This is a genomic window from Shinella zoogloeoides (assembly GCF_030733845.1).
Lineage (GTDB): Bacteria > Pseudomonadota > Alphaproteobacteria > Rhizobiales > Rhizobiaceae > Shinella > Shinella zoogloeoides_C.
Genome location: NZ_CP132311.1, coordinates 2,904,719 through 2,922,509, shown reverse-complemented (window position 1 = coordinate 2,922,509; position 17,791 = coordinate 2,904,719). Strand labels below are relative to the sequence as shown.

The 17,791-nt window shown below is 65.7% G+C and carries 12 protein-coding genes; 10 read left to right on the top strand and 2 right to left on the bottom strand.

What is annotated here, in order from left to right; translation table 11 throughout:
• The first annotated feature begins 8 nt into the window (after positions 1–8).
• The 3 genes from xylB (at position 9) to Q9316_RS15385 (ending at position 4,652) form a co-directional block, all read left to right on the top strand.
• Entirely contained in the window at positions 9–1,463 is a 1,455-nt protein-coding gene (gene xylB, locus Q9316_RS15395) for a xylulokinase (RefSeq protein WP_306032453.1), read from the top strand.
• Between the two features lie 27 nt (positions 1,464–1,490).
• Entirely contained in the window at positions 1,491–2,801 is a 1,311-nt protein-coding gene (gene xylA, locus Q9316_RS15390) for a xylose isomerase (RefSeq protein ID WP_306032452.1), read from the top strand.
• A 342-nt stretch (positions 2,802–3,143) separates the two neighbouring features.
• Entirely contained in the window at positions 3,144–4,652 is a 1,509-nt protein-coding gene (locus tag Q9316_RS15385) for a methyl-accepting chemotaxis protein (RefSeq protein WP_306032451.1), read from the top strand.
• Positions 4,653–4,895: 243 nt separating this feature from the next.
• Here the strand turns inward: Q9316_RS15385 and Q9316_RS15380 are convergent, their stop codons facing one another.
• Positions 4,896–5,927: a LacI family DNA-binding transcriptional regulator gene (locus Q9316_RS15380; RefSeq protein ID WP_306032450.1), complete on the bottom strand. Its 1,032-nt coding sequence runs from the start codon at positions 5,925–5,927 to the stop codon at positions 4,896–4,898.
• Positions 5,928–6,146: 219 nt separating this feature from the next.
• Between Q9316_RS15380 and Q9316_RS15375 the strand changes: the two genes are divergently transcribed.
• The 5 genes from Q9316_RS15375 (at position 6,147) to Q9316_RS15355 (ending at position 12,354) form a co-directional block, all read left to right on the top strand.
• Entirely contained in the window at positions 6,147–7,673 is a 1,527-nt protein-coding gene (locus tag Q9316_RS15375) for a sugar ABC transporter ATP-binding protein (protein ID WP_306032449.1), read from the top strand.
• A gap of 47 nt (positions 7,674–7,720) precedes the next feature.
• Positions 7,721–8,731: an ABC transporter permease gene (locus Q9316_RS15370; protein ID WP_306032448.1), complete on the top strand. Its 1,011-nt coding sequence runs from the start codon at positions 7,721–7,723 to the stop codon at positions 8,729–8,731.
• Between the two features lie 103 nt (positions 8,732–8,834).
• Positions 8,835–9,788, top strand: coding sequence for a substrate-binding domain-containing protein (locus Q9316_RS15365; RefSeq protein ID WP_306032447.1), 954 nt, complete (start codon positions 8,835–8,837; stop codon positions 9,786–9,788).
• 181 nt (positions 9,789–9,969) lie between these two features.
• On the top strand, positions 9,970–11,022 hold the full coding sequence (locus Q9316_RS15360; protein WP_306032446.1) for a sugar phosphate isomerase/epimerase family protein: 1,053 nt from the start codon (positions 9,970–9,972) through the stop codon (positions 11,020–11,022).
• 147 nt (positions 11,023–11,169) lie between these two features.
• Positions 11,170–12,354 carry a Gfo/Idh/MocA family protein gene (locus Q9316_RS15355; RefSeq protein ID WP_306032445.1) on the top strand — a complete coding sequence of 395 codons (1,185 nt, stop codon included), beginning with the start codon at positions 11,170–11,172 and terminating at the stop codon, positions 12,352–12,354.
• 146 nt (positions 12,355–12,500) lie between these two features.
• Here the strand turns inward: Q9316_RS15355 and Q9316_RS15350 are convergent, their stop codons facing one another.
• Positions 12,501–13,397, bottom strand: a complete 897-nt coding sequence (locus Q9316_RS15350; RefSeq protein ID WP_306032444.1) for an HD-GYP domain-containing protein — start codon at positions 13,395–13,397, stop codon at positions 12,501–12,503.
• Between the two features lie 776 nt (positions 13,398–14,173).
• Here Q9316_RS15350 and Q9316_RS15345 point away from each other — a divergent pair.
• Positions 14,174–15,556: a GH1 family beta-glucosidase gene (locus Q9316_RS15345; protein WP_306032443.1), complete on the top strand. Its 1,383-nt coding sequence runs from the start codon at positions 14,174–14,176 to the stop codon at positions 15,554–15,556.
• A 39-nt stretch (positions 15,557–15,595) separates the two neighbouring features.
• Complete coding sequence (locus Q9316_RS15340; protein WP_306032442.1) at positions 15,596–17,791, top strand: bifunctional diguanylate cyclase/phosphodiesterase; 2,196 nt, start codon at positions 15,596–15,598, stop codon at positions 17,789–17,791.

Genomic DNA, 17,791 nt, shown 5'->3' with positions numbered 1-17,791 from the left:
AGAGCCACATGTATCTCGGGATCGATCTCGGCACTTCGGGCGTCAAGGCCATGCTGATCGACGCGGACCAGAAGGTCATCGGCTCGGCGTCCGGCAAGGAGGTTGCGACGGCGCGCCCGCATCCCGGCTGGTCGGAGCAGGACCCGGCCGACTGGATCCGGGCGACGGAAGAGGCCGTCGCCGGCCTTCGCGCCGCCCATCCCGGCGAATTTGCCGCCGTGCGCGGCATAGGCCTGTCCGGCCACATGCACGGCGCGACGCTGCTCGATGCCGACGACGAGGTGCTGCGCCCCTGCATCATGTGGAACGACACGCGCAGCCACCGCGAGGCCGCCGCGCTCGATGCCGATCCGCGCTTCCGCAAGGTCACCGGCAACATCGTCTTCCCCGGCTTCACCGCGCCGAAGCTCGTCTGGGTGAAGGCCAACGAGCCGGATGTCTTCGCCAGGATCCGCCGGGTCCTGCTGCCCAAGGACTACCTGCGCGTCTGGCTTGCCGGCGAGCACCTGTCGGACATGTCGGATTCGGCCGGCACCGCCTGGCTCGACACCGGCGCGCGCAAATGGTCGGCGGAACTCCTGGCCGCGACCGGCCTGGAGGAGCGCCACATGCCCGGCCTCGTGGAAGGCACCGAGCCCGCCGGCACGTTGCGTCCGGAGCTTGCCGCCCGATGGGGGCTCGGCGAGGGCGTCGTCATCGCCGGCGGGGCCGGCGACAATGCGGCCTCGGCCTGCGGCATGGGCACGGTGCGCGAAGGCACGGCCTTCGTCTCGCTCGGCACGTCCGGCGTGCTCTTCGCCGCCAATGCCAGCTACCTGCCGAACCCGGAAAGCGCTGTGCACGCCTTCTGCCATGCGCTGCCGGATACCTGGCACCAGATGGGCGTCATCCTGTCGGCCACCGATGCGCTGAACTGGCATTCGCGCGTCACCGGCGCCTCTGCCGCCGATCTCACCGGCGAGCTCGGCGACGCGCTGAAGGCGCCGTCGGGTGTCACCTTCCTGCCCTATCTCTCCGGTGAGCGCACGCCGCACAACGACGCGGCCATCCGCGGCGCCTTCCTCGGCCTCGGCCATGAGAGCGGCCGCGTGGTGCTGACGCAGGCCGTGCTGGAAGGCGTCTCCTTCGCCCTTCGCGACAATCTCGAAGCGCTGAGATCCGCCGGCACGTCGCTTTCGCGCGTCACGGCCATCGGCGGCGGCTCGCGCTCGCGCTACTGGCTGAAATCCATCGCCACCGCGCTGAACCTGCCGGTCGACCTGCCGGCCGACGGCGATTTCGGCGCCGCTTTCGGCGCCGCACGCCTCGGCCTCATCGCCGCGACCGGCGCGAACCCGGCCGAGGTGCTGACCGCGCCCGCCACTGCCGAAACCATCGAACCCGAGACGGCGCTCGCCGCCGCCTATGAGGACGCCTACCAGCGCTACCGCCGCCTCTACCCGGCGATCCGCGCCGCCTGCTGATCAACGAACACCCCAGAGGAGACACCCATGGCCACCGGCTTTTTCGGCGATATCGCCAAGATCAAATATGAAGGTCCAGAGAGCACCAATCCGCTCGCCTTCCGCCACTACAATCCCGACGAGATCGTCGCGGGCAAGCGCATGGAGGATCACCTGCGCTTTGCCGTCGCCTACTGGCACACCTTCGTCTGGCCGGGCGGGGACCCCTTCGGCGGGCAGACCTTCGAGCGCCCGTGGTTCGAGGATTCGATGAAGGCCGCGAAGCTCAAGGCCGATGTCGCCTTCGAGTTCTTCCAGCTGCTCGGCGTGCCCTTCTACTGCTTCCACGATGCCGACGTGCGCCCGGAAGGCAGGGACTTCGTCGAGAACACGAAGAACCTCAACGAGATCGTCGACTATTTCGCGCAGAAGCAGGCCGAAACGGGCGTGAAGCTGCTCTGGGGCACCGCCAACCTCTTCTCCAACCGCCGCTACATGGGCGGCGCAGCGACCAACCCGGATCCCGATGTCTTCGCCTTCGCCGCGGCGACGGTGAAGACCTGCATCGACGCGACGCACCGCCTCGGCGGCGACAATTACGTTTTGTGGGGCGGCCGCGAGGGCTACGAGACCCTGCTCAACACCAATATCGGCCAGGAGCTCGACCAGCTCGGCCGCTTCGTCAACATGGTCGTCGAATACAAGCACAAGATCGGCTTCAAGGGCGCGATCCTCATCGAGCCGAAGCCGCAGGAGCCGACCAAGCACCAGTACGACTACGACGTCGCGACGGTCTTCGGCTTCCTCAAGAAATACGGCCTTGAGAACGAGGTGAAGCTCAATATCGAGCAGGGCCACGCCATCCTCGCCGGCCATTCCTTCGAGCACGAGCTGGCGCTCGCCAACGCGCTCGGTGTCTTCGGCTCCATCGACATGAACCGCAACGACTACCAGTCCGGCTGGGACACCGACCAGTTCCCGAACAACGTGCCGGAAATGGCGCTGGCCTATTACCAGGTTCTCGCCGGCGGCGGCTTCACGACGGGCGGCACGAATTTCGACGCGAAGCTGCGCCGCCAGTCGATCGATCCGGAAGACCTGTTGATCGGCCACATCGGCGGCATGGATTGCTGCGCGCGCGGCGTGAAGGCGGCGGCGAAGATGCTGGAGGACAAGGCGCTCTCCGGGCCGCTTTCCGAGCGCTATGCCGGCTGGCAGAAGCCGGACGCGCAGGAGATCCTCGCCGGCGGCTCCTCGCTGGAGGCGCTGGAAGCCTATGTGCTTGACGGCAACGTCAATCCGCAGCCGCGCTCCGGCCGGCAGGAGTTTCTGGAAAACGTAGTCAACCGCTACGTCTGATATCGCCTGCTATTGCCGAACGAATCCCTGGGGCGCCTTCGGGCGCCCCTTTTTGTTTCTAGGAAAAGTGTGCTTCACGTAAAGTGAGGAGGGGATCAGTATTGTTCTGTCGAATATCGTGTTCTGGTTCGTATTGATCGATATGCAGTATTACAATAAGCGATACTTACTAATTAAATCTGAAGGTAACTTGCGCTTCGTCAATTTACGGGAAAGTATTGCGGTCGATCTTATAGTTCTTGTTTACTGTCTCCTGCGAAAAATCGCGACAGGGCGAAGGATGCGGTCCCGATTCGGGATCCGGCATCTGCCGCCAGTCCAACAATACGGGGAATCTGTCCGATGCCAGCGCAGGATACCAAGACCAAGCAGTTGAACGAACGCCTGCAATTCGTCGATCTCGACACGCGCCAGCGGGATGCGCTGAAGCGGGCGCTGCCGACCATTTCCGCCTCGCTCGACGGCGCGCTCGACACCTTCTACCGCAAGGCGCGCGCGACGCCGGAGACGGCCCGCTTCTTTTCCAGCGAGGCGCATATCCAGAGCGCCAAGGGCCGGCAGGTCAAGCATTGGGAACTGATCGGCTCGGCCAATTTCGACACGCAATATGTCGATGCCGTCACGACGATCGGCAAGACCCACGCCCGCCTCGGCCTCGAGCCGCGCTGGTATATCGGCGGTTACGCGCTGATCCTCGAAGCCATCGTCGAGAGCGTCATCGCAAAGCACCTCGAAGGCTTCCTCTACCGCAAGAAGGCGGCGGCGCTGGGCGGGGAGATCACCGCCATCGTCAAGGCCGCCCTGGTCGACATGGATTATGCGATCTCGGTCTATCTCGAAGCGCTCCAGGAGGAGCGTGAGAAATCCGAGGCCGAGCGGCAGGCCCGCAATGCCGAGCAGGAAGAGGCGCTTGCCGCGCTCGATGCCTCGCTGACCCGCCTTGCCGGCGGCGACCTCACGGCCGCCATTTCCAAACCGCTCGCCCCGCAGTTCGAGGGCCTGCGCTCCAATTTCAACTCGGCCATCGCGAAGCTGGACGACACGCTCGGCGCGATCGTCACGGCGGCGGACGATGCGGCCGGCAATTCCGGCGAGCTCGTTCACGCCACCGACGACATGGCCAAGCGCACCGAGCAGCAGGCGGCGTCCCTCGAGGAGACGGCGGCGGCCGTCGAGGAGATCACCACCATTTCCCGCGAGGCGGCCGGGCGGGCGGAAGAGGCCCGCCGCGTCGTGCGCAGCGCAACGGAGGAGGCCGAGCGCTCGGGCGAGGTGGTCGAGCAGGCGGTCGGCGCCATGAGCGCCATCCAGGATTCATCCGGCAGGATTACCCAGATCATCGGCGTCATCGACCAGATTTCCTTCCAGACCAACCTCCTGGCGCTGAATGCCGGCGTCGAGGCCGCCCGCGCCGGCGAGGCCGGCAAGGGCTTTGCGGTCGTGGCGCAGGAGGTGCGCGAACTCGCGCAGAAATCCGCCGAGGCCGCCAAGGAGATCAAAGCGCTGATCGACAAGTCCTTCGCGGATGTGCAGCTCGGCGTGTCGCTGGTCAACCGAACGGGCGAGGCGCTGCATCATATCGGCGAGCAGGTCGTGCACATCAACGCCCATATCGACGCCATTGCCAGCTCCGCACGCGAACAGTCGGCCGGCATTTCCGAGATCAACACGGCCGTCGGCAGCATGGACCAGATGACCCAGCAGAATGCCGCGATGGTGGAAGAAACCAACGCCGCAACGCACAATCTCATGCAGGTCAGCACCACGCTGAAGGGGCTCGTGGACCGGTTCGTCGTCTCGGCGGAGCGCAGCGAGCGGCCGGCAAGGCCAGCGCAGCGGCGGTATGGATGAGGCTGGCGGTTGGCCTGCCTCTGCCCTGCCGGGCATCCCTGAGAGTAGGGCAGTCGCATATGGACTGGGAGATCGCGTCTTGCCCCTTCTCCCCGTCGGGGAGAAGGTCGCGGCAGCGGGATGAGGGGGGCGCAGATGTGAGAGGTCGTACAAGCGCCCTCATCCGACCCTTCGGGCCACCTTCTCCCCGAGGGGAGAAGGGCAATGGCAGAGAGGCATCTCGCCGCCCCACCACCGCGCCCGTTACCGCCTCACGAAACGCCGTGCCGGCGTCGAAACCGAATTGCGCACGATGAGGTCGGGCGTCAACAGGATTTCCGCGTCCGGCGGCTCGCTGCCGGAGAGCAGTTCCAGCAGCAGCGCCATGGAGCTCTTGCCGATGGCGGTGCGCGGCTGGCGGATCGTGGTGAGCGAGGGCGTCATGAAGGTCGCCTGCGGCACGTCGTCGAAGCCGGTGACGGAGAAGTCGGTCGGGATGTCGTAGCCGCGCGCGCCGAGCCCGATGATCACGCCGATCGCCGTCTGGTCGTTGACGCACATGAAGGCGCTCGGCAGCGTGTCGCGCATGAAGAGCTGTTCGAGCGCCAGCCGCCCGCTCTCGATGGTCCCGTCGCCTTCGAGGATGATGCGCTCGCCCACCGGTACGCCCGCGGCGTCCAGCCCCTCGTCATAGCCCTGCCGGCGGCGGCTATAGGCAAGGCGCGTGCGCGAATCGCCGATGAAGGCGATCTTGCGGTGGCCCTCGGCGATGAGGAGGTCGACCGCCTTGCGCGCGCCCTCGATGTCGTCCACGCCGACATAGGGAATGCCGCCATTGTAGACCGGCTCGAAGACGCCGACGCTCGGCGGCAGGCGCGCCGTCATGGTCTGGTGGCCGAAGGGCAGGATGCCGGTGAACAGGATCAGCCCGGCCGCCTGGTTGGAGTTGAGGAACTTCAGGTATTCGAGCCCGCGCTGCGGGTCGTTGTGCGTGTGGCCGATCAGGATGCCGTAGCCATGCGCGCGCGCCTCGTTTTCCAGGCCGATCAGGATGTTGGAGAAGTTAGGGTCGCCGATGTCGGGCGCCACGACGAGGATCATGTTGGACCGGCCGAGCCGCAGGCTGCGCGCCATGGCATTGGTCGTGTAGCCGGTGATGGCGATCGCCTGGTTGACCTTCAGCCGCGTCGAGTTCGCCACCTTTTCCGGCGTGTGGATCGCCCGCGACACGGTCGCGATCGAGACCTGCGCGATGCGCGCGACATCCTCGATCGTGGCGGGGCTGGACATCGACAAACTGGCTCCCACTCGGCGATGGCGGCTTCACAAAGGCGGCGCGTGAAGCGTCGGCAATCGCGGAAACCAAGGATTTGCGGGGACACTACACAGACTGGCCCGCGGGTCAAACGGCGCTTGGTGAAAATTCCTGATATCCAATGATGTAAACCTTTACATAAGCAGTGTAAAGGTTTACATCATCCTTCAAGCGGTCGAGGAGCCGCAGGGAGGAAATCCATGAATCCGGACGCTGCCGACGGGGCTCCCGTCGTTCTGGCTGCACGCCGCATCAGCAAGTCTTTCAACGGCGTACAGGTGCTGTTCAGCGTCAATTTCGAGCTGCACGCCGGCGAAATCCATGCCTTGATGGGTGAGAACGGCGCCGGCAAGTCGACGCTCGTGAAGATCCTCTCCGGCTTCGAGCAGCCGACCTCCGGCGAAATCCTGCTCGACGGTCAGTCGGTCAAGCTGCCGCCGAACGGCCAGGCCGAAGCGCTCGGCATCGTCATCATCCACCAGGAATTCAATCTCGCCGAACACCTCACCGTAACGGAGAGCCTGTTCCTCGGCCGGGAGGTCACGCGCTTCGGCGTGCTCGACCGCAAGTTCATGCGCGCTGAAACGCGCCGCGTGCTCGACCAGCTCGGCTCCCATGTCGACGAGAACGCGCTGATCAGCTCGCTCTCCATCGCCGACAAGCAGATGGTCGAGATCGCCAAGGCAATCAGCCGCGATGCGCGCATCATCTTCATGGACGAGCCGACGGCCGTCCTCTCCCGCGAGGAGACAAACTACCTGTTTCGCCAGGTGCGCAAGCTGCGCGAGAAGGGCACGTCCTTCGTCTTCGTCTCGCACAAGCTGGACGAAGTGATGGAACTGACCGACCGCGTGACGGTGCTGCGCGACGGGCAATGGGTTAAGACCGCGCCGACGAGCATTCTTGATGGCGAATCCATCGCCCAGCTCATGGTCGGGCGCGAACTTTCCAGTCTCTATCCTGCCAAGCAGGAGCCGAGCGTGGATGAGGAGGTGACGCTTTCCGTCCAGGGGCTTTCGACGCATTACGTCAAGGATGCCAGCTTCGAGGTGCGCAAGGGCGAGATCCTCGGCTTTTCCGGCCTGATCGGCTCGGGCCGGTCGGAGCTGATGGAGGCGGTCGCGGGCCTGCGCTCGCGCCTTGCCGGCGAGGTTTCCGTGCGCGGCGAAAGCGTGCCGGGCGGCGACGTGCATGCCGCCAACCGCGTCGGCATCGCCTACATGACCAAGGACCGCAAGCACAAGGGCCTGCTGCTCAACTCGCGCATGACGGCGAACCTCACGCTGCAATCGCTGGAAAAGCACGGCAACTACGGCTATCTCAGCCCGAAGAGCGAGGCCGCCGCGCTGGAGCGCGCCCGCCGCCGTTTCGACATCCGCGTGCGCGACGGGCGCGTCGTCGCCGGCCGCATGTCTGGCGGCAACCAGCAGAAGCTGCTGCTCGCCAAGGTCATGGAGACCGAGCCCGACGTCATCATCATCGACGAGCCGACGCGCGGCATCGATGTCGGCACCAAGCAGCAGATCTACCACTTCATCTCGGCGCTCGCCCGCGACGGCAAGTCGATCATCGTCGTCTCCTCGGAGATGCCGGAGATCATCGGCCTGTGCACACGCGTCGCCGTCATGCGGGAAGGGCGGATCGTCGGCATTCTCGAAGGCGAGGAGATCTCCGAGCAGGAGATCATGCGCTATTCGGCGGGCCTGAAGAAGAAGACCGCGGCCTGAGCGAAAAGCCGGCTGCATCACCATAACGAAGTCACGCGGGGACGACCATGACGGCAAGCGAAGAGGCGGGCGAAACGAAGGCGAGGGGCCGAAGCTGGCGGGACGTCGATCTCAGGGCCGTCGCGCCCTTTGCGGCGCTGGCGCTGCTTCTCGTCGTCGGCGCGCTGGTGAACCCCAATTTCATCGGACTGACCAACCTGGCGAATGTCGCGACGCGCAGCGCCTTCATCGCCATCGTCGCGGTCGGCGCGACCTTCGTCATCTCCTCGGGCGACCTCGACCTCTCGGTCGGCTCGATGGTGGCCTTCGTCGCCTCGCTCATGATCCTCTTCATGAATTCCGGCGCCATCGCCGATCCGTCGTTGATGCTGACGGCGGCGATCGTGCTCACCATCGTCATCGGCGCGGGCTGCGGGCTTCTGAACGGCCTCATCACGACGGTCGGCAAGATCGAGCCCTTCATCGCCACGCTCGGCACGATGGGCATCTATCGCGGCCTGACGACATGGCTCTCGCAGGGCGGCGCGATCACGCTTCGCGAGCCGGAATTGCAGGCGCTCTACCGTCCGGCCTATTTCGGGACGCTGTTCGGCGTGCCGATCCCGATCGTCGTCATTCTCGCCGTCACGAGCGTCGCCGCGTTCATCCTCTACCGCACGCGCTACGGCCGCCATGTCGTCGCCGTCGGCTCGAACAGCGACGTCGCGCGCTATTCGGGCATTCCGGTCAACCGGGTGCGCACCATCGCCTTCGTCATCCAGGGCCTGTGCGTCGCCATCGCCGTGCTGCTCTACGTGCCGCGCCTCGGCTCCACCTCGGCCACCACGGGCATCCTGTGGGAGCTGCAGGCGATCACCGCGGTCGTCGTCGGCGGCACGGCGCTGAAGGGCGGGGCGGGGCGCGTCTGGGGCACGATCTGCGGCGCCTTCATTCTCGAACTGGTCGGCAACATCATGCTGCTGTCCAACTTCATCAGCGAATACCTGATCGGGGCCATTCAGGGCGCGATCATCATCATTGCGATGCTCGTCCAGCGTTCGCTGGTGCGGAAATCGTGAGGCCAGGCAGCACCGGCATGCGCAAACTGCCGGTGCTGCGGGGAAAGAGCCGGGTTCACGGGTCCCCGGTGACGAAGGAAGACCTGCTTTTGGGAGGAAACTCATGCGCAAGAAACTGTTGGGCCTGACGGTCGCGGCAATGGCTCTCGTCGCCGGCGTCGTGCACGCTCAGGAAGAAAAGAAGGTGACGATCGGCGTTTCGATCCCGGCCGCGAGCCATGGCTGGACCGCGGGCGTGATCTATCACGCCGAGCGCGTCGCCAAGCAGCTGATGGAGAGCCATCCGGGCCTCAACGTCGTCGTCAAGACGTCCCCCGATCCGGCCAGTCAGGCGAATGCCGTGCAGGACCTTGCGACGCAGGGCATCGACGCGCTCGTCATCCTGCCGACGGATCCCGATCCGCTCGTCAACGCCATCAAGGAGATCAAGGACAAGGGAACGTTCGTCTCCCTCGTCGACCGTGCGCCGAGCGTCAACGACAATTCGGTGCGTGACCTTTACGTCGCCGGCAACAACTTCGCGCTCGGCCAGACGGCAGGCGAGTACATCAAGACGACGACGCCGGAAGCCGAAGTCGTCGTGATCCGCGGCATGCCGATCCCGATCGACCAGGAACGCCAGAACGGCTTCGACAAGGGCATCGAAGGCTCCAGCGTCAAGGTTCTCGACCGCCAGTACGGTAACTGGAACCGCGACGACGCCTTCAAGGTCATGCAGGACTACCTGACCAAGTACCAGAAGATCGACGTCGTATGGTGCCAGGACGACGACATGGCCGTAGGCGTGCTGCAGGCCATCGAGCAGGCCGGCCGCACGGACATCCAGTATGTCGTGGCCGGCGCCGGCTCGAAGGACATGATCAAGAAGGTCATGGACGGCGACAAGATGATCCCGGTCGACGTGCTCTATCCGCCGGCAATGGTCGGCACCGCGCTCGAAATGACCGCCGCCAACTTCTACGGCCAGGTCCCGGTCCGCGGCGTCTACACGATCGACGCCACGCTGATCACGAAGGACAACGCGAAGGACTTCTACTTCCCGGACTCCCCGTTCTGATCTGAAGACGACGCGAGCCGCCCGGGCGTCATGACCCGGGCGGTTTTTTCCCGGCCGAGACAGGCATTCCGCATTGCCTGAGCCGTCAAAGGCCGATAGCTTTCCACGCGCTGCGGTACGTACCGCAGGAATATTCGAGACCGACCGGAAGCGCGGTCGGGTCCATGGGAGGAAGCCAAAGATGAAGACGATCAAGGGGCCCGGCCTGTTTCTCGCTCAGTTCGCCGGCGATGCCGCGCCGTTCAACTCCTGGGACGCGATCACCAAATGGGCGGCCGATATCGGCTACAGGGGCGTGCAGGTCCCGACCTGGGATTCGCGCCTCATCGACCTGAAGAAGGCGGCCTCCTCCAAGGACTATTGCGACGAATTCGCCGGCAAGGCGCGCGAGAACGGCGTCGAGGTCACCGAACTTTCCACGCATCTCCAGGGCCAGCTCGTCGCCGTGCACCCCGCCTATGACGAGGCCTTCGACGGCTTTGCGGCGCCCGAGGTGCGCGGCAATCCGAAGGCGCGGCAGGAATGGGCCGTCGAGCAGGTGAAGATGGCGCTGACGGCCTCGCGGAACCTCGGGCTCGACGCCATGGCCAGCTTCTCTGGCGCGCTCGCCTGGCCCTTCGTCTATCCCTGGCCGCAGCGCCCGGCCGGTCTGGTGGAGACCGCCTTTGACGAGCTGGCGAAGCGCTGGAAGCCGATCCTCGACCATGCCGAGGACAACGGCGTCGACGTCTGCTACGAGATCCATCCCGGCGAGGACCTGCACGACGGCATCACCTACGAGATGTTCCTGGAGCGCACCGGCAACCATGCCCGCGCCTGCATGCTTTACGATCCCTCGCACTACGTGCTGCAGTGCCTCGACTATCTCGACAATATCGACATCTACAAGGACCGCATCCGCATGTTCCATGTGAAGGATGCCGAGTTCAACCCGACCGGCCGGCAGGGCGTCTATGGCGGCTACCAGGGCTGGGTGAACCGCGCCGGCCGCTTCCGCTCGCTCGGCGACGGCCAGGTCGATTTCGGCGCCGTCTTCTCCAAGATGGCCGCCAACGACTTTGCCGGCTGGGCCGTGGTCGAGTGGGAATGCGCGCTGAAGCATCCGGAGGACGGCGCGCGCGAGGGCGCGGAATTCGTCAAGGCGCACATCATCCGCGTGACGGAAAAGGCCTTCGACGATTTCGCCGACGCGGGCACGGACGAGGCGGCCAACCGGCGCATGCTGGGGCTCTAGGCAGTCAAGACCCCTCCCCAACCCCTCCCCACAAGGGGGAGGGACTTAAGCCGCGGCGGTGCCGCGTGTCTTCTCCCCCCTTGTGGGGGAGATGGCCAGCAGGCCAGAGGGGGTCTTTTTCACGAATGTAGGTCTGAGGAGAAAATCATGGCAATCGAAGGAAGCGCAAGCGACACGCGGCAGCCTCGCATCCGGCTCGGCATGGTCGGCGGGGGCTCAGGCGCCTTCATCGGCGCGGTGCACCGCATCGCCGCCCGGCTCGACGATCAATACGAGCTCGTCGCCGGCGCGCTCTCGTCCTCGCCGGAAAAGGCCGAGCAGTCGGCGCGCGAGCTGGGCCTCGATCCGTCGCGCAGCTACGCCAGCTTCAAGGAGATGGCGATCCGCGAGGCGAAGCTGAAGAACGGCATCGAGGCGGTGGCGATCGTCACGCCGAACCACGTCCATTACGAAGCGGCCAAGGAATTCCTGAAGCGCGGCATCCACGTCATCTGCGACAAGCCGCTGACCTCGACGCTTGGCGACGCGCGCAAGCTGAAGAAGCTGACGGAGGAGAGCGACGCGCTCTTCGTGCTCACCCACAATTATACCGGCTATCCGATGGTCCGGCAGGCGCGCGAGATGGTCGCCAACGGTGAGCTCGGCACGATCCGCCTCGTGCAGATGGAATATCCGCAGGACTGGCTGACGGAGGACATCGAGTCGAGCGGCCAGAAGCAGGCCGCCTGGCGCACCGACCCGACCAAGTCCGGTGCCGGCGGCTCGACCGGCGATATCGGCACCCATGCCTACAATCTCGGCTGCTTCGTCTCGGGCCTGGAGCTCGCGGAGCTCTCCGCCGATCTCGACAGCTTCGTGCCGGGCCGCCGGCTCGACGACAACGCCCATGTCATGATGCGCTTCAAGGAGAGGGACGGCGTTACCGCCAAGGGCACGCTGTGGTGCAGCCAGGTCGCGCCCGGCCACGAGAACGGCTTGAAGGTCCGCGTCTACGGCACCAAGGGCGGCCTCGAATGGGTGCAGGCCGATCCGAACTATCTCTGGTACACGCCCTTCGGCGAGCCGAAGCGGCTGATCACGCGCAACGGTGCTGGCTCGGGCGCTGCCGCCGCCCGCGTCAGCCGCGTGCCCTCCGGGCATCCGGAAGGTTATCTCGAAGGTTTCGCCAACATCTATTCGGAAGCCGCCCGCGCCATCCACGCAAAGCGGAGCGGCGCCGCGATCGATCCCGCCGTCATCTATCCGACGGTGGACGACGGTCTGAAGGGCATGATCTTCGTCGATGCCTGCGTGCAGTCCTCGAAGAAGAACGGCGCCTGGGTGAAGGTCTGACCCATCGGCCTCGCCGCCGCCTTAGAGTTTGTCAGGGAAAAGTGGGAACCGGTTTTCCCGAAAAGACAAACGAAAACAAAAGAATTTAGAGCATGTCTGGTTCAATCTGAACCTGACATGCTCTATCGCGGCGGCCGGGCCTTGCGTCAGGCGAAGATGCCGCCGAGGCGGATGACGAGCTTCTTGTCGAACATGTGCCCGCGATCGAACATCCAGTTCAGCGCGTCCCGCGTTGACCAGGCGCGCTTGTAGGGGCGGGCGCTGGTCAGCGCCTCGAACACGTCGCAGACGGTGGACAGCCGGATTTCCGGGCTGATCTGCTCTGCCTTCAGGCCGAGCGGATAGCCGCTGCCATCAAGCATTTCATGGTGGTGCCGGCAGATGTCGAGGACGAGGTCCGACAGGCTGCCTTGTTCCTGGAGGAGCCGGTAGCCGACCTCGGGATGGCTGCGCATGAGGCGCCTCTCGTCGGCTTCCAGTCCGCCGCTCTTGTTCAGGATGGCGTTGGGCACCATGAGCTTGCCGACATCGTGCAGCAGGCCGGCGACGCCGAGTTCGCGCACCGCGTCGTCGCCATGGCCGAGGGACCGGGCAAGCCGCATCATCAGCGCGCTCACCGCCAGCGAATGCACATAGGTGCCCTCGTCCTTGGTCTTGAGGCGGGTGACCTTGAGGAAGACATCCGGCGAGGCGTCGATCCGGTCGGAGATCTCGTCCGCGACGGGCGCCAGCGTCTCGACCTGCAATTGCCCGAACCGCACCGCCTCGAAACTGCCGCGCAGGGTGCTCGTCGCCGCCGCGACGGTCTCGGCCGTGCGCTTGCGCTCCTCGGACTGCCGGGCCGCCGGCGTGCTGGTGTCGATTTCGACCGTACTCTTCTGCGGGTTGACCAGCGCATAGACCGCCGACGTGGCGAGGATGGCGCGTACGGTTTCGTCTGATTGCACGAGGAAGCGACGGCTGGAGAATTCGGCGTCCGGGCATTCGACCGATTCGACGAACATGCCTTTTCGAACGAGATGCTTCGGAATGCGTCGTACCACGTGTGTCTCCGTCCCAGCACATGGATACTTTATGGCACGAAATCCTAAGCCTTATTTAAGGGGCGTCTGATTTAGAGGCGCGGTCCATGGCGCGGCGCGGGGAATTTCCCGCCCGCAACCGTCTCATTTCCCGGAAGAAGCGCCCTCGAATTTCCCCACCCCCTCGACCCATGCCTATACTGCGCGCATCCCGCCGCGGATACACTGCAAGGCGTTGCAGCGAGGCGGGGTCGGCGCTTTGGGTGCGGGAAGGACGTAAGCCTTCATCGAAAGGGTCCGCGGAAAATGGTCTCCCTCCGGCGACACGGGGGAAGCGACGGGACATCGGGCCGACCCTTCGCTTCACGGCCCCGAACGGCGCGCCGGGCGTGCCTGTGCGGCACACAAGGGGGACGGGACTGGCGGATGCGTCGGCATCGTCCGCCGGAAGGAAAGCAGTCCGGGGAGAGGCCTCCCCGTCCGGATCGCCAAGGCGTGCGGCCGGATGCAAAAACGGAGATGTTCCCTTCCGGAAACCGGCGAGAACCATCCCCTGTCCCGGCCCTTGCAGAGAGACCGAAGACGCGGGCACAAACCGCCGAACGGGGCGCCGGAAGGTGTCATACCAAATACTTTCGATGCGGCACCACCGGCGCCCCGTCCGATGCTCTTTCCCAAAACCACGGGCGAAATCCGCCGCGTGGATGCGCGCGCATGAAGATGATTGACTTTCCGCAAAACCGCTTTACTGCAACGTTGCAGATTTGCCCTGAGCGTTACAATCCGGGAGAAGACCGATGAGCGACCCCAAGACCCTTGCCGACCGCTTTCCCGGCGATTTCGTGTTCGGCGTGGCGACCGCCGCCTTCCAGATCGAGGGTGCGGCGAAGATGGATGGCCGCAAGCCGTCGATCTGGGATGCCTTTTCCAACATGCCCGGCCGGGTCTTCGGCCGCCACAATGGCGACGTCGCCTGCGACCACTACAACCGCCTCGACGAAGACCTCGATCTCATCCAGTCGCTGGGTGTCGAGGCCTACCGGTTCTCCATCGCCTGGCCGCGCATCGTTCCCGAGGGCACCGGGCCGGTGAACGAGAAGGGGCTCGATTTCTACGACCGCCTCGTCGATGGCCTCAAGGCCCGCGGCATCAAGGCCTTCGCCACGCTCTACCACTGGGATCTGCCGCTGATGCTCATGGGCGAGGGCGGCTGGACCGCGCGGCAGACGGCCTATGCCTTCCAGCGCTATGCCAAGACCACCATCGCCCGGCTCGGCGACCGGCTGGATGCCGTGGCGACCTTCAACGAGCCCTGGTGCTCCGTCTGGCTCAGCCACCTCTACGGCATCCACGCGCCGGGCGAGCGCAGCATGGGCGCGGCGCTGCACGCGTTGCATTTCACCAATCTCGCCCATGGCCTCGGCGTCTCGGCCATCCGCTCGGAGCGGCCGGGCCTGCCCGTCGGCCTCGTGCTGAACGCCCATTCGATCTATCCCGGCAGCGACGGGCCGGCGGACCGGGCGGCGGCGGAGCGCGCCTTCGATTTCCACAACGGCGTCTTTTTTGGTCCGGTCTTCAAGGGCGAATATCCCGAGCGCTTCCTCTCCGCCCTCGGCCACCGCATGCCGGATATCGAGCCCGGCGACATGGAGACGATCTCCCAGCCGCTCGACTGGTGGGGCCTCAACTACTATACGCCGATGCGCGTTAGCGACGATCCGGCCGAGGGCGCCGCGTTCCCGGCGACCGTGCCCGCGCCGCCCGTCGCCGATGGCAAGACCGACATCGGCTGGGAGGTCCAGGCGCCCGCGCTCGGCGCCCTCATCCGCAAGCTCAACGCCGCCTATCGGCTGCCCGACTGCTACATCACGGAGAACGGCGCCTGCTACAATATGGGCGTGACGGACGGCGTGGTCGACGACCAGCCGCGCCTCGACTACATCGCCGAACATCTCGGCGTCACGGCCGACCTCATCGGCGAGGGCTATCCGATGCGCGGCTATTTCGCCTGGAGCCTGATGGACAATTTCGAATGGGCGGAAGGCTATCGCATGCGCTTCGGTATCGTCCATGTCGACTACGAGACGCAGGCGCGCACGATCAAGAAGAGCGGCCACTGGTACGCCGCCCTTGCCGGCCGCTTCCCGAAGGGCAACCATCGAACCGTAAAGGAATCATAACGGTTCTGCCGCATCATCGCCTCTCGGTCGGAGAAGACGATGCTGCGGCTTGCGCACCACCTTTCTGGCATGCTCGGCGCCAGGCGGCTTTTGGTCGTCCTCGGCGTGCTCGCCTCCTTTGCGGTCGTGGTCAGCCTCGCCACCGTACTCGTCATGATGGCGCTCGGCTTCCTGGCGAACCGGGCGAACGAACTGGACGAGGAGCGCACGCGCCAGACCGTCTTCGGCGCGCTGTCCTCCATGCGCAGCTCCATGGTCACCACCGTGCGCGACTATGCGGTCTGGGACGACGCGGTGAGCGCCATCTACGGCACGCCGGACATGCCATGGCTCACCGCCAATATCGGCCTGGCCACCCAGGGCGGCCCGCTGTTCGACACGGTTTTCCTCGTCGACGAGAAGGGTGGCACAATGCTCGCCTATCGAAACGGCGCCCCCTTCGCGGCGGATGCGCGATCCTATGGCGGGACGGTGTTGACGGATCTCTACGGCAAGGTGTTGAAGGCGGGGCTCGAGCCGGGCGAGGAACTCGGCGCGTTCCTGCGCACGCCGGATGGGCCGGCCGTCGCGGCCATCTCGGCGGTGCGTCCGGTTTCCGATGCCGTGAAGGCGCCCGCGAATGCCCTGCGCACGCTGGTCATCATCCGCCATCTGTCGCCCGCCCGCATCGCGCGGATCGCCGACAATTTCCTGGTTTCCGGCCTGCTGCTTTCGGAGGAACCGCCGGCAAAGGGCGCCAGCGTGGCGATCAGCGATCCCGAAGGCCAGACCCTCGGTTTCCTCTCATGGACGCCCGAGATGCCCGGCGACAAGAGCTATGCGCAGGTGCGCCCGCTCGTCCTGCTGGCGCTCGGCGGCGTCATCTTCTTCTTCGTGCTGCTCGTCCTGACCGGCGCCGCCTTCACGATCCGCCTCAAGGCGGATGAGAACAAGGCGCGCCTGCAGGCGATCACCGACCGGTTGAGTGGCCTGCGCAACCGCACCGGCCTTTACATCGCCCTCGAAGAGCTCACCGTGCGCGCGGCGGCGCAGGAGCGCGACGTCGTGATGCTCTATCTCGATCTTGACGGCTTCAAGGACGTCAACGACTTCTACGGCCACGCCGTCGGCGACCGGCTGATCCGCGGGGTTTCGGCGGGCCTTTCCCGGCTCGTGCCCGCCAATGCCATGCTCGCCCGCATCGGCGGCGACGAATTCGCCATCGCCTTCAGCGGCGATCCGCACGGGCCGGAGATCGGCCGGCTCATCGGTTCGCTGCTCGATTTCTTCTCCGAGCCGTTCTCGATCGGCGAGCGCGTCGCCGTCGTCGGCGCCAGCATCGGCATCGCGGTCTCGCGCCGCGGCGATGTCGGCGGCGAGGAGCTGCTGCGCCGCGCCGATGTTGCCATGTACCGGGCAAAACATGCCGGCCGCGGGCGCGCCATGCACTATGAGGTGCTGATGGACGACGACCGCGATGCGCGGCGCGAGATGGAGGATGCGCTGCGGGCGGCTGTCGCGCGCGGCGAGATCGACGTCGTGTTCCAGCCGATCGTCAGGGCGGGCGACCGAACCATCTGCGGCGTCGAGGCGCTGGCCCGCTGGTATCGCGGCGGAACGGTGCCAGTGCCGCCGGATGTCTTCATTCCGCTGGCGGAGGCGACCGGCGTCATCGATGCGCTCGGCCCGCTGGTGCTGAAGCGCGCCTGCGAGGCGGCGCGCCATTGGCCGGAGATCGGTATTTCCATCAACGTCTCGCCGGCGCAGTTCCGCAATCCCTATTTCCCCGACCAGGCGCTCGCCATCATCGCCGCTGCCGGCATCGAGCCATCGCGCGTCACGCTGGAAATCACCGAGGGCTACTTCATCCAGAATCCCGGTCGCGCGCGGCTGGTGATGGACCGGCTGAAAGCGGGCGGCGTGCGCATCGCGCTCGACGATTTCGGCGCGGGCTTTTCCAGCATCGGCTATCTCATCCGCTTTGGTTTCGACCGCATGAAGATCGACCGGTCGCTGACCGTGGCGGCGGAGCAGTCTGTCAAGGGCGGCGCGATGCTGCAGGCGACGGTGGCGCTTGCCACCTCCTTCGACATGCCGGTGACGGCGGAGGGCGTGGAGACCGCCGAGCAGGCCGCCTTCCTGCATCTGTGCGGCTGCGACCAGTTGCAGGGCTACTTCTTCGGCCGGCCGATGAGCGAGAAGGCGATGGGCGAACTCATCGCCCCGCAGATCGATGTGCAGGCCGCGGCGGGCTAG